At 72.1% G+C, this 14,938-nt stretch carries 16 protein-coding genes, 2 tRNA genes and 1 pseudogene; 6 read left to right on the forward strand and 13 right to left on the reverse strand.

Annotation, left to right across the window (positions count from 1 at the left end):
• Positions 1-229: pseudogene (locus tag F9B16_RS51385) on the forward strand (hypothetical protein); the annotation flags it as partial.
• A gap of 105 nt (positions 230-334) precedes the next feature.
• Here the strand turns inward: F9B16_RS51385 and pdxR are convergent.
• Entirely contained in the window at positions 335-1,774 is a 1,440-nt protein-coding gene (gene pdxR, locus F9B16_RS32875) for a MocR-like pyridoxine biosynthesis transcription factor PdxR (protein ID WP_318839272.1), read from the reverse strand.
• Between the two features lie 69 nt (positions 1,775-1,843).
• Between pdxR and F9B16_RS32880 the strand changes: the two genes are divergently transcribed.
• From F9B16_RS32880 to F9B16_RS32900, 5 genes are all read left to right on the forward strand, one after another.
• Complete coding sequence (locus F9B16_RS32880) at positions 1,844-2,485, forward strand: pyridoxamine 5'-phosphate oxidase family protein (protein ID WP_151544123.1); 642 nt, start codon at positions 1,844-1,846, stop codon at positions 2,483-2,485.
• A 43-nt stretch (positions 2,486-2,528) separates the two neighbouring features.
• A complete protein-coding gene (gene orn, locus F9B16_RS32885) occupies positions 2,529-3,125 on the forward strand; it encodes an oligoribonuclease (protein ID WP_151544124.1) in 597 nt (198 codons plus the stop codon).
• 69 nt (positions 3,126-3,194) lie between these two features.
• Positions 3,195-3,270, forward strand: a tRNA-His gene (locus F9B16_RS32890).
• Positions 3,271-3,422: 152 nt separating this feature from the next.
• Positions 3,423-3,995, forward strand: coding sequence for a response regulator transcription factor (locus tag F9B16_RS32895; RefSeq protein ID WP_151544125.1), 573 nt, complete (start codon positions 3,423-3,425; stop codon positions 3,993-3,995).
• An 83-nt stretch (positions 3,996-4,078) separates the two neighbouring features.
• Positions 4,079-4,151, forward strand: a tRNA-Lys gene (locus F9B16_RS32900).
• Between the two features lie 74 nt (positions 4,152-4,225).
• On the opposite strand, the gene F9B16_RS32905 is transcribed toward F9B16_RS32900, so the two are convergent.
• The 12 genes from F9B16_RS32905 to F9B16_RS32960 form a co-directional block, all read right to left on the reverse strand.
• Complete coding sequence (locus F9B16_RS32905) at positions 4,226-5,605, reverse strand: tyrosine-type recombinase/integrase (RefSeq protein WP_225992156.1); 1,380 nt, start codon at positions 5,603-5,605, stop codon at positions 4,226-4,228.
• Positions 5,606-5,812 (reverse strand): helix-turn-helix domain-containing protein, encoded by a 207-nt coding sequence (locus F9B16_RS32910; RefSeq protein WP_151544126.1) that lies wholly within the window; start codon positions 5,810-5,812, stop codon positions 5,606-5,608.
• A gap of 243 nt (positions 5,813-6,055) precedes the next feature.
• On the reverse strand, positions 6,056-8,038 hold the full coding sequence (locus tag F9B16_RS32915; RefSeq protein ID WP_151544127.1) for a DUF3987 domain-containing protein: 1,983 nt from the start codon (positions 8,036-8,038) through the stop codon (positions 6,056-6,058).
• Complete coding sequence (locus F9B16_RS32920) at positions 8,035-9,072, reverse strand: DUF5131 family protein (protein WP_151544128.1); 1,038 nt, start codon at positions 9,070-9,072, stop codon at positions 8,035-8,037. The genes F9B16_RS32915 and F9B16_RS32920 overlap by 4 nt, the downstream gene beginning before the upstream one ends.
• Positions 9,069-9,431 (reverse strand): hypothetical protein, encoded by a 363-nt coding sequence (locus F9B16_RS32925; RefSeq protein WP_151544129.1) that lies wholly within the window; start codon positions 9,429-9,431, stop codon positions 9,069-9,071. Before F9B16_RS32925 ends, F9B16_RS32920 begins: the two co-directional genes overlap by 4 nt.
• Positions 9,428-9,784: a hypothetical protein gene (locus F9B16_RS32930; protein WP_151544130.1), complete on the reverse strand. Its 357-nt coding sequence runs from the start codon at positions 9,782-9,784 to the stop codon at positions 9,428-9,430. Before F9B16_RS32930 ends, F9B16_RS32925 begins: the two co-directional genes overlap by 4 nt.
• Before the next feature lie 146 nt (positions 9,785-9,930).
• The gene (locus F9B16_RS32935) at positions 9,931-10,227 is read right to left on the reverse strand and encodes a hypothetical protein (protein WP_151544131.1); all 297 of its coding nucleotides are present in this window, start codon (positions 10,225-10,227) and stop codon (positions 9,931-9,933) included.
• Positions 10,224-10,526 carry a hypothetical protein gene (locus tag F9B16_RS51390; protein ID WP_192809106.1) on the reverse strand — a complete coding sequence of 101 codons (303 nt, stop codon included), beginning with the start codon at positions 10,524-10,526 and terminating at the stop codon, positions 10,224-10,226. Before F9B16_RS51390 ends, F9B16_RS32935 begins: the two co-directional genes overlap by 4 nt.
• A gap of 11 nt (positions 10,527-10,537) precedes the next feature.
• Complete coding sequence (locus F9B16_RS32945; RefSeq protein WP_151544132.1) at positions 10,538-11,116, reverse strand: hypothetical protein; 579 nt, start codon at positions 11,114-11,116, stop codon at positions 10,538-10,540.
• Between the two features lie 148 nt (positions 11,117-11,264).
• Positions 11,265-13,481 (reverse strand): hypothetical protein, encoded by a 2,217-nt coding sequence (locus F9B16_RS32950; RefSeq protein ID WP_225992157.1) that lies wholly within the window; start codon positions 13,479-13,481, stop codon positions 11,265-11,267.
• On the reverse strand, positions 13,478-14,692 hold the full coding sequence (locus F9B16_RS32955) for a DUF2637 domain-containing protein (protein WP_151544133.1): 1,215 nt from the start codon (positions 14,690-14,692) through the stop codon (positions 13,478-13,480). Before F9B16_RS32955 ends, F9B16_RS32950 begins: the two co-directional genes overlap by 4 nt.
• Positions 14,689-14,937: a hypothetical protein gene (locus F9B16_RS32960; RefSeq protein WP_151544134.1), complete on the reverse strand. Its 249-nt coding sequence runs from the start codon at positions 14,935-14,937 to the stop codon at positions 14,689-14,691. The genes F9B16_RS32955 and F9B16_RS32960 overlap by 4 nt, the downstream gene beginning before the upstream one ends.
• Position 14,938 lies beyond the last annotated feature (1 nt).

Consider the following 14,938-nt stretch of genomic DNA (forward strand, 5'->3'; position numbering starts at 1 on the left):
CCCGGTCGCGCCGATCCCGGCGCCCCGGTCGCCGATCGGCGAGCCGCCCGCCGCGTCGCTGCTGCTGGCGCGCCCGCGGGCGCACGACCCCGTCCGGGGAGAGCCGGCCGACCCGGCCGCGCGCCCGGCGGCCAGGACGGCGCCGCTGCCCGGCCACCAGTCGAACCCGGACCATCCGCCCCCGCAGGGCGACCCGGTCCCGGTCGGCTCGCCGGCGCTGTCGAACTAGCTCCCGCCACGGTCTCCAGCGGATCCGGCGCCCGGCTCAGAGCGGGGCGCCGGCCCCGTCCTGCCCGGCCCCGTCCTGCCCGGCCGCGCCCTGCCCGGCCACGCCCTAGCCGGACTGCGCCTGCCCGGACTCCGCCGCGGGCCGCTCCGCGGGCTCCGCCGATGACAGCGCCGCGGCCGCCAGCTCCCGGACGATCGCGCACCCGGCCCGCAGCTCGGCCGGGCTGCCCGCCGAGCCGTAGCCGACGACGAGCCCGCCGAACGACCGGGGCCCCGCGTGGTGGCGCTCCAGCTGATCCAGCAGGACGCCGCGGTCCGCCGCGTCCCGCGCGACCCGCTCCGCCACCGCGTGCGGCAGGTCGACCACCAGGTGCAGCCCGGCGGTGTCGCCGCGCAGCCGCAGCCCGTCGAGCGCCCGCACGACCACCTCGCGGCGCCGCGCGTACTCCCCGCGCATCCGCCGGACGTGCCGGTCCAGGTCGCCGCGTTCGAGGAACAGCCGGAGCGCGTGCTGCGGGACGGCCGCCGTCCGGTCGTTCAGCTCCTCGCGCCGCAGCGCGATCGCCGCCACGAGGTCGGGACGGCCCACCAGCCAGCCGACGCCCATGTCCGCGGTCAGGATCTTCGCCGTCGTGCCCAGGTACACGACGACGTCCGGATCGAGGCCGTACAGGGCGGGCAGCGGCGCGACGTCGTAGCGGAACTCGCCGTCGTAGTCGTCCTCGGCGATCAGCGCGCCGGTCCGCCGCGCCCACGCCAGCAGCGCCTGCCGCCGCGGCACCGGCAGCACCCCGCCCATCGGGTACTGGTGGGACGGCGTCGTGTACACCACGCCCAGATCGTCCGGCAGGCCGTCGACGATCAGGCCGTGCTCGTCCACCGGGCACGACACGATCTCGGCGCCGCGCCCCGCCAGCACCGAGCGCGCGCGCCGGTACCCGGGCTCCTCCACGCCGACCCGGTCGCCCGGACGCAGCACCGTCGCGGCCAGCAGGTCCAGGCCGTTCGTCGCGCCGCGCGTGACCAGCAGGCCGTCGACCGGGCAGACCACCCCGCGGCTGCGCCGGATGTACTCGGCCAGCGCCACCCGCAGTTCCGGCACCCCGTGCGGCTCCTGCCCCTGCTGCGGCGGCGTGCCCGCCGCGAGCCGCCACGCCCGCCGCCACGCCGGGGTGTCCAGCGCGCCGACCCACGCCATCCCGGGCCGCAGGTCGACCTCGCCGGGCCCGGCCGGCCTGCGGGTGCTCCCGGCCAGGCTGAGCGGCGGCTCGCGGCCCGGCGCGGGATCGGCCGCGACACCGTCCGTCACGTACGTCCCGGACCCGTGCCGGCCCTCCAGCCAGCCCTCCGCGTACAGCTGCTCGTACGCCTCCGTCACCACCGTCCGGCTGACGCCCAGCAGCGCGGCCAGCGCCCGGCTGGCGGGCAGCCGCTCCCCCGCCGCCAGCCGCCCCTCCCGCATCGCGGCCCGCAGTTGCCCGACGAGCTGGGCGTTCATCGGCTCGGCGGCGGCGCGGTCGATGGTGAGCGGCAGATCGATCGACAAAGTGGTCTCCGGCTTTCCGTTCCAAGTGGCTCTACTGACCAGGCCACTCGCGTCCTAGCGTAATCGGACATGAAGCCGCTTTCCGCCACGCCCCGCACCAGCCTCGGCCGCTACCCGGAACGCTCCACGCCCGACCGCGCCGCCCTGTACGACATCCTCGACGCCGGCCTGATCTGCCACCTCGGCATCGTGGTGAACGGCACGCCCCGCGTGATCCCCACCTGCTACGGGCGCCTGGACGACACCCTCTACGTACACGGTTCCACCGGCGCGTCCAGCATGATGACGGCGCCGTCCCAGGAGGTCTGCGTCACCGTCACCCACCTCGACGGCCTCGTCCTGGCCCGCTCCCTGTTCCACCACTCGATCAACTACCGCAGCGCGATGGTCTACGGCGTCCCGTCCCCGGTGACCGGCGACGACGAGAAGCGCGCCGCGCTCCGCGTCATCACCGAGCAGCTCGCGCCCGGCCAATGGGACGCCGCCCGGCAGCCCACCCGCAAGGAGCTCGCCGGCGTCGCCGTCCTCGCGCTCCCGCTCGACGAGGCGTCCGTCAAGGTCCGCCAGGGCCCGCCCGGCGACGACGACGAGGACTACGCCCTGCCGGTCTGGGCCGGCGTCCTGCCCGTCCGGCAGGCGTTCGGCGCCCCCGTCCCCGACCCGGCCCTCACCCCGGGCATTCCGGTCCCCGCGCACATAGCCGCCCGGTAACTCGGTGCCCCGCGCAGTCGCCCATGGTCGTAGGGTGAACCCCATGAACGAGCGGCTCGTGTGGATCGACTGCGAAATGACGGGACTCGACCTGCGCGCCGACGCGCTCATCGAGATAGCCGCCCTGGTCACCGACAGCGAGCTGAACATCCTGGACGAGGGCGTCGACGTGATCATCAAGCCGCCGCCCGAGTCGGTCGCGCAGATGACCAAGGTCGTCCGGGACATGCACACCACGTCCGGCCTGCTGGAGGAGCTCCCGGGCGGCATCACGCTGCCCGAGGCCGAGGAGATCGTCCTGAACTACGTCCGGACGCACGTCAAGGACGCCAAGAAGGCCCCGCTGTGCGGCAACTCGATCGCCACCGACCGCTCCTTCCTGGCCCGTGACATGCCCGCCCTGGACTCCCACCTGCACTACCGCATGGTGGACGTCTCCTCCATCAAGGAGCTGGCCCGCCGCTGGTACCCGCGCGTGTACTTCGCCAGCCCGGAGAAGAAGGGCGGGCACCGCGCCCTCGCCGACATCACCGAGAGCATCCAGGAGCTGCGCTACTACCGCGCCGCCGTGTTCGTCCCGCAGCCCGGCCCCGACTCCGAGACGGCCCGCGCCCTCGCCGCGGACATCTCGGCCGGCTGACGCCCGCGCGGCTGACCCACTCCCCGGGAGCCGCTACACTACTGGGAGCCGGAAGCGATTCCGGCCACGGTGGGTGTAGCTCAGCTGGCAGAGCACTTGGTTGTGGTCCAAGATGTCGGGGGTTCAAGTCCCCTCACTCACCCCAGGCGAGAGAAGCCCCGGCCGTCGTGACGGCCGGGGCTTCTTCCTTGTCTCGGGGCCTCGGCGCGGCGGCGCGCCTGCTCGTTCGTTGGCTCAGGATGATCGGACGGTTATGCTCCGACCTTATAAACGCCAACGACACCCCAAGGGCGACGGATGAGTGTCGATGAGACCGCCCCACTGCGCGTACTGGTGGTGGACGGCGACGCCCACGTGCGGGCCGATGTGATCTCCCTGCTCGACGGCAGCAGCGAACTGCAGGTCGTGGCCGAGACCCACGACGCGGCGGCCGCGGTGCCGCTGGCGGAGCGGCTGCGGCCCGACATCGTGCTGCTCGACGCCGGCGCCGCGCAGCACGCCACCCCGCTCAGCCGCTCGTCCCGGGTGTTCGTGCTGGCCTCCGCCGACGACGGCCCCGCCGTCGAGACCGCGATCCGCGGCGGCGCCTGCGGCCACCTCGTGCCCGGCGCGTTCACCGTCCACGACCTCATCCGCAGCGTCCGCGACGCCAACCGCGTCTCGCTGGGCCTGTCCGCGCGCGAGGCCGAGGTGATGGACCTGATCGCCACCGGACGCTCCAACGGCGAGATCGCCCGGCAGCTGTTCCTCAGCGAGAAGACGGTGAAGAACCACGTCAACCGCATCTACGGCAAGCTCGGCGTCAGCTCCCGCGCCACCGCGATCGCGCTCTGGCGGGGCATCGTGAGCGTCCTGCCGGGCAGGGAGTAACCGATTCGCACTGGTCCGCGGGTCCTGCTACTGTTCTTCCTGTCGCCAGGGACACCGGCCATGGCCGGAGGCCCTAAAGACAAGCGCCGTTAGCTCAATTGGCAGAGCAGCGGACTCTTAATCCGCGGGTTCGGGGTTCAAGTCCCTGACGGCGCACCCGCAACGAACAGGGCGTACACCGTAGATCGGTGCACGCCCTTTCTCATGTTCGTTGCAGTCCCCGTTGCAGTTCAGCCCGCCGGAGGGCCCCAGAGCGCTCCCCCGATGCGCCCCACGGCGTCGGTCGTCAGCGGGTCCGTGGGCTGGACGTAGCGGCGCGTGGTGCTGAGTTGAGCATGGCCGAGGATGCGCTGAATCACGTGGATACTGACGCCCTGCTCCCCCAGCAGCGTCCCCGCGGTGTGGCGGGCGTCATGGAGCCGGTAGGCGTCGGCCTCGATGCCGCCAACTCTCAGTAGATCTTTCCAGGCTTCCCAGTCGTCCCGTGCTCGGATCGGAGCGCCGTCGGGGCCGCACCACACAAGCCCCCAGTCTTGCCAGGCTTCGCCGGCGGCGCGCCGTTCGGCGTCCTGTGCCTCCTTATGAGCCTTGAGTGCGGGAAGGAGTTGCGGCGGAATCGGCGCCTCGCGCTTCCGCTTCCCCTTGGGGCGGGTGAACGTCCAACCGCCCTTCTTCTGCGGGCAGGAACGCGCATGTGCCGTACAGTCCGGCGGGCACAGCCGGGGGCACTTCCCCTTGGCATGTCGTCGGCATCGCGGTGCACAGCGAGTTTGGCAGACGTGGCGCCGTCCGGCTTTCCGTTGCGCTTTCGGGCAGTCCGGTGGGCAGGGCCAGCGGTGCAACTTCGCTCCGCATGCGTGAGGGTCAGCGCACCCGTGCTTGTACGCGACGAACTTCAACTGCCAATGTACCCTGATGACACCGCGCCCGAGGTCAACGTATTTCCAACGCAGTCCGAGCGCTTCCCCTTGACGTAGGCCGAGTGAGAGTGCGACAGACCAGCGCGTTCCGTTGCGTTGCTCACCGGCGAGCGCCAGAAGCGTGCGCGCCTCCTCAGTGGTGAGCGTTTCAGTTTCCGTCTCTTCTCCGTGCGGCGCGTCTACGAGTGTGGCCACATTGCGCGCCACAAGGTCCCGTTGATGCGCGACCTTGAGTGCCCGGGACAGGATGCGATGCACTTGAAGGATGGTGTTTGGGGCCAGTCCCTCTTCCTCGGCGAGGACCATGTAAAAGGCATCAAGGTGTTCCGGGTACAGCCGGTCCAACCGGTGGTGCCCTAGACCGGGGATGATCCAGCGCTGAACCTTGGGCCGATAGGTGCTGTGCATAGTGGACGGATCGACCTTTCGCGCCGCCACCTTGTCCAACCACGTCTGCATCCATTCGGCGACGGTCGGTGCTCGGCCGGGCTTGCTTGTCTTACCGGCGTCGCGCTTGGCTTCGAGTTCCTGCACCTTCTTCGTGACCTCGGCCTCGGTACGGCCTTGACGGTGCCGCCGGTCGGGAGACCCGTCGGCTTTCACGCCCATAGTCACCCAACCGTGCCATTTTCCGTCGCTCTCGCTGTAGTAGATGGAAGAGCGACCATTCGGTTTACGGGTGTCGGCCATCTAGGCGGCGCCTGCTTCCTGCTCAAGTAGAGCGACATATTCGGCGATGGCGTGCGCGGTAATGAGTCGCGTACCGCCCTCCTTGACGGTGCGGATTCGTCCCGCGCTGATGAGTTGGTAGACCTTGCTACGGCTGTAGGGCAACAACTCCACTGCCTCGGAAATCCGGTACAGGGGCTTGTCGAGTGCGGGCATGGAACGGGTCATGGCTGCCTCTTCGCAGGCTCGGGATCGGTTGGCCGCTGCGTGGCCAGGTGCGTGCTGTGGTGGCCGGGCGCCGGTGACGGTGGGTGGCTGCGGAACAGGGTTCTGGTGGGGCTCGGGGACAGGGGACAGGGGGACAGGGACCGACACGGATATCCCTGTCGGTCCGTGTCACCGTGTCACCGTGTCCCTGTGACCGGTTCTGCTGGACGTGTGATGACGTTCTGTGACGGGAGTGGTGGGCTGTCATGACGGGTCCTCGGCGAGGTCGGGGTGGGTTTCGTATGCGGTGGCGGGCTGTCCGCCGCGGACGCTTGGGGGTGCCGGCAGGCGGCGAATCCAGCCGTGCGTTTCCAGGACGCGCAATGGTGGTTCGGTGTCGGTGACTTTGCGGGCGCGTCCTTTGAGGGGGCCGCGCATGAGGTCGCGGGCGGTGAATCGGGTGGTTGCGGTGCGGCGGGCCCATTCCAGGACGGTGCGGGCGTGGTTGACGGCGGGGTCGGCGCCGATGGCGTCGTAGGCGGCTTGGGCGTGGGCGGTGAAGTACTCGCCGAGTTGGACGGCGCGGTGAAAGGTCGCCAGGTCGATGGGGCGGCCGTAGCCGTCGCGCAGGTGCTCGCCGAGGTGGAGCAGGGCGGCGAAGCGGACGACGGCGCCGACGAGTTTGCCGCCCCAATCGGTCATGTGCGCCAGGTCGCCGACGCCGGGGCGGAAGCGGGGTTCGGTGGCCTCCAAAAGGTCGATGACGGCGTCTTGTGCCTCGCCGGTGAACGTCAGGGTGGCCGGGGTGGCGTCGGGGTCTCCGAATGGCCGTAGCGACAGCACAAGCGCGGTCAGGGTGCGTTCGTAGGTTGCGGTGACGTGCGGCGGAATGGGGTCGGGGCGGGCGTTGCGGCGGCCGAGCAGCGATTCGGGCATGGCGATCAGCAGGCGGCCGAGCAAGCCCTGTTCGCGGAATTCGGGGGTGTCGCCGAGTCCGGCGAGGACGCCGGGTTGCAGGCACACGCCGAGGGTGAGGGTGGCGGCGTCGATGGTCTCGCCGGTGCGGGTCATGCGTTCGGTGCGGATTTCCTCGCCGGCGTGGCCGGACAGGAACACCCCGATATCGACGTTGCCGGAGTAGCGGCCCCCGGCGATGGAGAACAGCTTTCCGCCTTCGGGGGCCAGGACGGCGTAGCGGCCGTTCTGTTCGGCCAGCCGGGAGGTCACCTTTTCGGTGGTGGAGTCGTTGCCGCCGAACAGTCGCGGTTCGGCCGGGACGCGGGTCTTTTCCAGGGTGAGGCGGGCTTCGGAGGCGTCCACCACGAATGTCGGGTCGTCGGGGTGGTCCAGGGCGGCGCGTTCCGCGTGTTCGGCCTTGCCCTCGGCCAGTTTCCGGGCGATGACGGCCTCGGCGATCCGCGGCGAGGCCAGGTCGGCGAGCGTGCGTTCGGCGGCGCGGATGGGCGCGGTCATGGCCTTGTAGACCTCGGATTTGCGGTTGCCAGGAGGCAGCACCATGACCAGGAACAGGTTCGTCGGCTCGCACCATGCGCCAGCGTTGACGGTGACGTTGCCGCCGGCGGCGACGGCGAGCGCGGCCAGCGCCAGCCCACCGGCCAGATCAACGGGGGTCTGGGTGAGGTCGGCGACGCATGCGGCCTGTTCAGCGGCCCAGTCCGGCAGGCATCCGACCGGGAAGGCGGGCAGGTCGGGGACCGAGGAAAGAGGGGTGGGGTCGGGCCAGCCGCGCCGGTCGGCGCCGGTCACGGCGGCGACCTCGGCGGCCACGCGGGCGCGCAGTTCGGCGGGGTCGCCGTCGGCGGCGCCGGCGAGCTGGACCAGGCGGGTTCCGGTTTCGGCGACGGTGCGGGCGTAGGCGAGATCGCGGACCATGTGCGCCCAGTAGGCGGCGTTCGCCGCGGCCGGGACTTGGCTGATCAGGGTGTGCAGGTAGGGGGCGCCGCCGATCTTGGCCAGGTTGCGGACGCCGATCGCGGCCCCCACGGCGAGCGGGTCGGCGGACGCGCCACGGTCGGCCAGCGCGCATACCGTCTCCCAGATGCGGGCGTGTGCGGGGCGGTAGAAGTCGGTGGCGTCCAGCAGCGGCCGGACCTCGGCGAGCGCGGCCGGCGACAGCATCACCGCGCCGAGGACGCACTGTTCGGCCTCGATGTTGTGCGGGGGCGCGTCCTGGGGGTTGTCGACGGGTTGTGGTCGGACGACGTGCAGCGGGGTGGAGTTGGTCATGCGGCGGTCCCGTCGTGTGGCGTTGGCATGGCGTTCCAGGTGCGGCCGTCCAGGACGCGTCCGGCGGCCTTCTTGCCGACGCGCCAGACACCGGCCCAGGTGCCGGTGGCTGGGGTGTGGTCGGTTGGGACGGTCTGGCCGGTCTGGGCGCACACGAACAGGTCGGGCGCGCGTTGGGGGCCGCTGGGCTGCCAGGTGTAGGCGCCGTGCTGCTTGTGGAAGTAGGCGACCCCGGCGGCGCCGCACTGGTCACGCAGCGTGCGGAACCAGTCGGGGTGCGCGGGGCGGGCGCCGGGGCCGGACTCCCCGCCGCTGATGACCCAGTCGATGCCGGGCCGGGCGGGGTGGCAGTCGCAGCGGCAGCGGCCCCACAGGTGCGGGGACTGCCAGTCCAGCGGCCCGCCGGGGTCGCAGCGATCGCATGCGGGGACCTGCGGACGCTTGAGCCACGGCAACAGATCGATCGGCCCAAGCAGCGGCTCAGCGGACACGAACCGTACCGCGGCCGGGGTGTCCAGCAACGCCGGCAGCCGGATACCGGCCCATTTCTGCTTCTCGGCGCTGACGCCCAGCCACACGTTCGGCAGCGGCCACCAGCGACGCTCATCGCGAGCCGGGGCAAGGCCGTAGTCGGTGACCGCCAGTTCGAACACCAGATCGCGGAACGCCGGACGAGACAGCAGGTCGCGCATCCGGGCGTGCCGCTTGGTCAGCAGCTGGAAGGTGTGCTGCTGGGCGGCGAGCATCACCGCGAACACTCGCGCGATGAACGCTCCGGGAACCTCGGCGTGGAACAGGTCGGACATGGAGTTGACGAACACCCGCCGCGGCCCCCGCCACTTCAGCGGCTGGAGCAGCCGGGCCGGGCGGATCAGCGGGTCGAACCCGCGCTCGAAGTGGTGGCCGGGCACGCCCCGCCAGCGTTCGGCGAAGGTCTCGGCGTAGCAGTGATCGCAGCCCGGCGAAACCTTCGTGCAGCCGGTGACAGGGTTCCAGGTGGCGTCGGTCCACTCGATCGCGCTGCGGTCGCTCATGCGGCCCTCCGGAAGGTGGCGAGGATGTCGGCTTCTAGGCAGGCTTTATGGATGGGGCGGCCGTCGGGGCCGGTGAGATGTGCGGTGCGACGGCAGTACCGGCACGGGTCGGGCGGACGGGTGCGGGGTCGGTTGAATCCGCAGCTGTCGCACGGGTCGGGGTGGCGCGGCGGCGAGCCGGGGCGGCGCTGGACGCGGACCGTGCAGCACAGCAGGCACCCGCGGGCGTGGTACCGCATCGGTTCGTGGGACCAGTCCAGTAGCACCCGGCCGCGCCACACCCGGTAGCTGTGCCCCTCGTAGACCACCGTGTCCACCTGGGCTCGCAGCGGCGCCAGCGCAGCATCAGGCGAGGTCATGGAGTGTCCTCGGGCAGGAAGATGAGCCCTTCGGGGTCGAGCACGAATTCGTGGCCGTTGTCGCAGGTCCACAGGTCGCCGGGGTGTTCGGGGGCGTAGGTGGCCCAGCAGGTGTTCAGTGATCCGCAGGTGGGGCAGTCGGGGCCGTCCAGGGTCGGCCAGTACTTGGCGGGAATGCACCAGTCGGTGCAGCACCCGCCGCACTCCCACAGCAGGACTTCGGCGCCGTCGTCCAGGCTGGTAGCGCGGCCGGACCAGGTGACCTCGGTCGAGGTCTCGCAGCTCGGGCAGTCGGGCGGGGCGAGGATGGGCCAGTTGTCGGCGGGCGGGAGGATCGGCGCGCGGTGATGCATGATGGTGGTGCCTTCCTTGTGTGGCGGTCTCCGTTGGGGGCCGTGATCGGTTGGGAGGGGGTGGCCCTCGGCGGCGTGCTTGGTGGCTGTGCGCCGGGGGCCGCTTTGCGTCCCGAACCCGATCAGGAGCCGAGCGCGGCGGCCGGTCAGGTGAGCTGTCCCGGCGCGTTGCGCTGCGAGCCGGACGGGCGGTCGCCGTCGCGGCCGGGGTCGTGGCGGTCGGTGGTGGGGTCGAGTAGGTACAGGTCGAGGTAGCGGCGGGCGCCGCCGTCGCGCCGGTTGGGGTAGGCGCCGGAGATCTCCCCGACTTGGCACCGTCCCTCGGACAGCGTGGGCAGGAGCCGGGCGAGCAGCTCGGCGACCTGTCCGGCGTCGTCGCCGTCGCCGGACAGGCGGACCTTGACCACGCGGACGCGCGGCGGCGGCGTTGGGCGGGTGGTCATCGGTCTTCCAGGCGGCGGGGGTCGGTGGCGTTGTCGGCGGCGCGGCGGTCGCGTTTGCGCTGGCGTTCTTTGGCCATCTCCGACCGGACCGACAGCACGGTGCGGTGCGCGGTGCGGGAGCCGAGGCGTTGGGTGCGGCCGGTGCCGCCGCAGCGGTTGCAGGGGCCGAACCGGCGGCGGGTGCTGCCGGGCTTGCGGCCGGTGCCGCCGCAGCGGCGGCAGGGCCGGAACGGGTAGGTGTAGACGCTGGCCGCCCAGATCACGGCGGCGGCCATGGCCAGCAGAATCATGTTGATCACGGGTCGGTTCCTTACTGGTGCGGGAGCGGGCAGGCGGCTTGTCCGGCGGGGAACCCGGCGGCGTAGCCCTCGGCGTGGCCCTGCCGGTGGCCGTTCTCGTAGCCCTGCTGGTAGCCCTCTTCCAGGCCGGTGGCGCGGCCCTCGGCGTAGGCCTGTTTCCAGGCGATGCAGGCGTACCGGCGGCACTCGCCGTCCTGGCAGGTGCGGTAGTCGTGACTCGGCTTGGCGGGTCGCGCCTTGCCCGCCGCGGCCTTCCCGCCCGCGGCCTTGGCGGCGGGCTTGCCGCCGGTGGCTTTCCGGCGGGCCGCGGCGGCGGCCTTGCGCCGTGCGGCCTGGCGGCGCTTGCGCTCGGCGGCTTCGCGGCGGGCGGCGGCGGCCTTGCGCTTCTTGAAGTCGGTGGTGATCCGGCAGGTGTGGTTGATCCCGCGGGGCTTGCCGCACGTGCGGCACTTGGCCGTGACGGTGACGCGGGGCTTGATGCGGGTCTTGCCGGGCTTGCGGTGGCTGTCCATGCGGGTGATGCAGGTGTGGGTCAGCCCGCGGGGCTTGCCGCACCGTCCGCAGTTGAGTACCTGGATCTTGATGGCCATGGGGTCTCCACATCGCCGGGCCGAGGCTGGGTGCCGCTACCCGCTACCGGGCAGGTCAGCGGGGGTGTGCGGGTAGCGGCGGGTAGCGGCCTGTTGGGTTTTGGCAGGTCGGGCAGGTAGCGGCGCCGCTACCGGGTAGCGGGCTCGGTCAGCCCGCGGCGCCGGTGTCGGCGGCGGCCTGCACGGCGTTCTTGCGGCAGCCCTTGCGGTTGACGCCGTTGCGCTTGACGTCCACGCTCGGCACGCCGAGATCGCGGCACTGGGCGGAGATGGCGTCGGCGGTGGTGTCGGCCCACCGGTCGCCGATCTGGTCGGCGAGCCGCTCGGCCAGCTCGGTCCAGTGCAGCGCCGGGTCGCCGCCGAACACCGTCAGGACGTCGGCCAGGACGTCGCGGTCGGGGGTGCCGGTGTCCTGCCCGGCGGCGTACCCGGCGAGGGTCCCGGCGCGTTCGCGCAGTGCGCGGCCAGCGGTCAGGATCTTCTCGGCGTCGCCGTGGTCGGCCAAGTGGGTGCGGACGGTGGGGGTTTCGTCGGCGGCGCCGTACAGGTAGCCGACGCCGAGGTAGGGCTTGCCGACCGGCAGGGTGGAGGCGTCGAAGCCTTCGGAGTAGGCGTCGCCGCCGAGGATGGCGTCGGAGACGTTGCGGTTGCCGCACCGCAGCGCGAACCGGACGGCGTGCAGGTCGCGGTACCGGTTGAACAGCCGCTGCACGTCACCGGCTCCGATCCCGGACGGCTTCTGCGAGGACGACAGCAGGATCACGCCGGAGGAGGGCCCGACCGCGATGATGAACGACAGCAGGGCGGCGATCTCCTTGTTGTCGTCCTGGCTCTGCAGCTCGAAGTAGTTCTGGAACTCCTCCATGACCAGCATCCAGATGAACAGCTTCTTGGGGTACTTGCGGCACAGTTCCTCGGTCAGCTTGCCCTCGGGGCACTCCTCCGGGGACAGGGTGGACAGGAAGTCGTTGGTGTCGATGATGTGCCGCTTGATCTCCGACAGCGCGTCGATGAGCTGGCGGACCGGGTCGCCGGCGCGGCTCGGGGTGGTGCCGCGGATGAAGTGGTAGGCGACCATGGCGAACTTGTTCCAGTCCGGGGAGTTCTTGCCGTCCACCACGCTCAGCCGCACCGAGGGGTCCAGGACGGCGTACAGGGCCAGCAGGCGGGCGGCGAAGGTCTTGCCCTTGCGGGGCTGCGCGCCGATCAGGATCGAGTTCCACAGCAGCGCCAGGGTGACCTTGCGGCCGTGCTCGTCCAGCCCGAACGGCGCCGGGCGCCAGATGTTGCGGGGCTTGCAGTCCAGCAGCGGCGTCTTGCCGGCCGGGACCGCGAGCGGGTCGCGGTCCATCACGGTCAGGGTGTGCCGGCGGTGGCTGGTCGGGTCGTGGGTGAGGTACACCTGCGAGGGGGCGACGTCCAGGCCGGAGGCCAGGTCGTCTTTGGCCTTGACCACGGCGTCGAAGCCGGTGCCGTGCGGCAGCACGACCTTGACCTGCGATCCCTGACCTTCCTTCGTGCGGGACATGGTGGTCTCGAAGGTGACCTGCTGGCCGGGCTTGTCGGGGTGGCCGAGCCCGGCGGAGTAGTAGCCGCGCAGCACCACGTCGTGGTTCAGCAGCCGGAACCGCGGCACCGTCATCGCCGGAACGATGATCGGGTGATCCTCCGGACGGCCGAAGTGCGCCAGCCACGGGACGACCACGGCGGCGACCGCGACCCAGCCCCACCATGGCGCCAGTTTGACCAGCAGCAGCAGCCCGGCCAGCACCGCGAACACCTGCCCGGCGAGGATGATCCCGCGGCTACGCCGGGTCTCCTTGACCTCGCGGTGCAAGGTCAGCCAGTCGCGCCGGTCGCCCTGGGCGATGGCCAGCGACCGCAGGTAGTCCTGTTCGGAGACCCACCACCATTTGAGCTGGCGGTTGATCAGGCGGCACAGCCCGACCGTGCCCCACAACACCGCCAGCAGGGCGTAGCGGGGCGCGCGGACGCCGTGGAACGCGGCGCGGTGGCCCAGGCGGCGGGCGTGCCGGCCGATCGCCTCGCCGATCCCGCCGAGGCTGCGCAGGTTCTCCGGGATGACCGGGTAGGCGTCGCCCTCGGGGTCGTCCAGCAGGTACCCGATCCCGTCGTCCACCGGCTCGGGCTCGGCGTCCGGCTCGGGGTCGAACTGCACCTCGAAGGAGGTGTCAACGTCGGCCCCCTCGCCGCCGTCGGTGAGGACGGGCGCGTCCGCCGCGGTCGGGTCGCTGCCGGTCGAGTTGGCGGTGATGTCGTCACCGGGCGAGCCGAACGGGGCCGGGCGAAGCGGGATCACCTCGGCGTCCTCGGCGGCGGCGGGGTTGGTGTTCGGGTCGCTCATCGCGCGTCATCTCCCTTCGCGGAGTCGGCGGTGATCTGGGCGTACAGGCGCTGCCCGGTGCGGTCGGAGACCTTCAGGCGGCGACCCAGTTCGGCGCCGCTCATGGTCGGGTCGGCGGCCAGCAGCGCGCGGGCCTTGTCCAGTGCGGTCTTGCCGGTGGTCTTGCCGCCGGAGCGGCGCCGTGGACGCGACACCCGCCGCTTGCCGTCGGGGCCGTTGCCGCCGTTGCTGTCGCCGTTGTTGTCGGCGTCGGTGTCGCGGTCGGTGTCGGGTGTCGTGTCGGGGTGACTGTCGCCGTCGGCGTCGTTGCTGTCGTGTCCGCTGTCGGCGCCCGTGTCGGCTTCGGTGTCGCGGTCGGTGTCGCGGCGCCAGGGCAGCGCGGGCAGCTTCTTGCGGGCCTTGCCGTGGGCCTTGTCGGGGGTGGGGAGGGCGCGGCGGCCGGGCGCCACCGGGGCCTCGTCCAGCACCCAGTCACGGAACCCGCCGAGGGTGCTCCAGGGCGCCATGGCGAACCGCAGTACCCACAGCGCCAGCCCTCGGGCGGCGGCCAGCGGGGAGCCTTCCTCGGCGCCGTCGCGGTCGGCCAGCGCGCGCTGGCGGACCACGGCAATGAGCCGGTCGGACGCGGCGGCGTACAGCGCGGCGGGCATCACCCATGCGGCCACCGACTTGGCCGAGCCGGGGTCGGCCGACAGCGCGTTCATGCACAGCGACCCGATCACGCACGCCAGGTTCAGCGCGCGTTCGGTGACCGCGGTGCGGCCGAGCCGGGCCTGTGCGAGGGCCAGCAGCGCGAAGATGACCGCGGCGGCGTCCAGGCCGAGGGCCTCCAGCGTGGAGGCGGTCTTCTCGCCCTTCTCGGCGTGCACGAACGCGTACTGGGCCCGGTAGGACACATAGCCCTGCGCGGCGGCCAGCAGCAACAGCAGCACGCTGGCCACCACCAGCAGCCACCTGCCGGGACGGTCGGCGCCCTCGGCCGGGGTCTCGCCCTCGGCGCGGCGCCGGGCCAGGAACCCCGGCAGGTACCGCAGGTTGAACACCTGCACGGGCCGCCCGTAGTGGTCGTGGTCGGCCGCCGCCACGTCCTGCGACGGCTGCGCGAGGTCGAGACCCGGCGCGCTGCCAGGCGGCGCGCTGGGCGCGGTGTCGGGGGTCCGGTCGGGACTGTGGCCGAAGATGGGCCGCGGCGGGTCGTAGGTGGGGGTCATCGCCGGTCCCTCCCTTCGTGGTCGTCGGCGGCGCGGGCCGGGTTCGGCGCCGCGCCGGGCGCGGGGTGGTATTCGGTGTCGAGGTCGGCGGCCATCACCGACCGGCCGCACGGCTCGCAGCGGAACCGGACCGGGCCGCCGTCCAGCGGCGCCGTGCAGGACGGGCAGCGCTTGCCCGGCCCGGTGCGCGGCCGGACGCGGGTCTGGGTGGGGGCGAGCGGGCTGGAGATGGGCTGGGCGGACATC

Source organism: Actinomadura montaniterrae, assembly GCF_008923365.1.
GTDB lineage: Bacteria > Actinomycetota > Actinomycetes > Streptosporangiales > Streptosporangiaceae > Spirillospora > Spirillospora montaniterrae.

Excerpts from the sequence above, each read along its gene's own strand:
- F9B16_RS32880 (WP_151544123.1), top strand. The coding sequence starts at position 1,844 with ATGAAGCCGCTTTCCGCCACGCCCCGCACCAGCCTCGGCCGCTACCCG.
- orn (WP_151544124.1), top strand. The coding sequence starts at position 2,529 with ATGAACGAGCGGCTCGTGTGGATCGACTGCGAAATGACGGGACTCGAC.
- F9B16_RS32895 (WP_151544125.1), top strand. The coding sequence starts at position 3,423 with ATGAGTGTCGATGAGACCGCCCCACTGCGCGTACTGGTGGTGGACGGC.
- F9B16_RS32905 (WP_225992156.1), bottom strand. The coding sequence starts at position 5,605 with ATGGCCGACACCCGTAAACCGAATGGTCGCTCTTCCATCTACTACAGC.
- F9B16_RS32910 (WP_151544126.1), bottom strand. The coding sequence starts at position 5,812 with ATGACCCGTTCCATGCCCGCACTCGACAAGCCCCTGTACCGGATTTCC.
- F9B16_RS32915 (WP_151544127.1), bottom strand. The coding sequence starts at position 8,038 with ATGACCAACTCCACCCCGCTGCACGTCGTCCGACCACAACCCGTCGAC.
- F9B16_RS32920 (WP_151544128.1), bottom strand. The coding sequence starts at position 9,072 with ATGAGCGACCGCAGCGCGATCGAGTGGACCGACGCCACCTGGAACCCT.
- F9B16_RS32925 (WP_151544129.1), bottom strand. The coding sequence starts at position 9,431 with ATGACCTCGCCTGATGCTGCGCTGGCGCCGCTGCGAGCCCAGGTGGAC.
- F9B16_RS32930 (WP_151544130.1), bottom strand. The coding sequence starts at position 9,784 with ATGCATCACCGCGCGCCGATCCTCCCGCCCGCCGACAACTGGCCCATC.
- F9B16_RS32935 (WP_151544131.1), bottom strand. The coding sequence starts at position 10,227 with ATGACCACCCGCCCAACGCCGCCGCCGCGCGTCCGCGTGGTCAAGGTC.
- F9B16_RS32945 (WP_151544132.1), bottom strand. The coding sequence starts at position 11,116 with ATGGCCATCAAGATCCAGGTACTCAACTGCGGACGGTGCGGCAAGCCC.
- F9B16_RS32950 (WP_225992157.1), bottom strand. The coding sequence starts at position 13,481 with ATGAGCGACCCGAACACCAACCCCGCCGCCGCCGAGGACGCCGAGGTG.
- F9B16_RS32955 (WP_151544133.1), bottom strand. The coding sequence starts at position 14,692 with ATGACCCCCACCTACGACCCGCCGCGGCCCATCTTCGGCCACAGTCCC.
- F9B16_RS32960 (WP_151544134.1), bottom strand. The coding sequence starts at position 14,937 with ATGTCCGCCCAGCCCATCTCCAGCCCGCTCGCCCCCACCCAGACCCGC.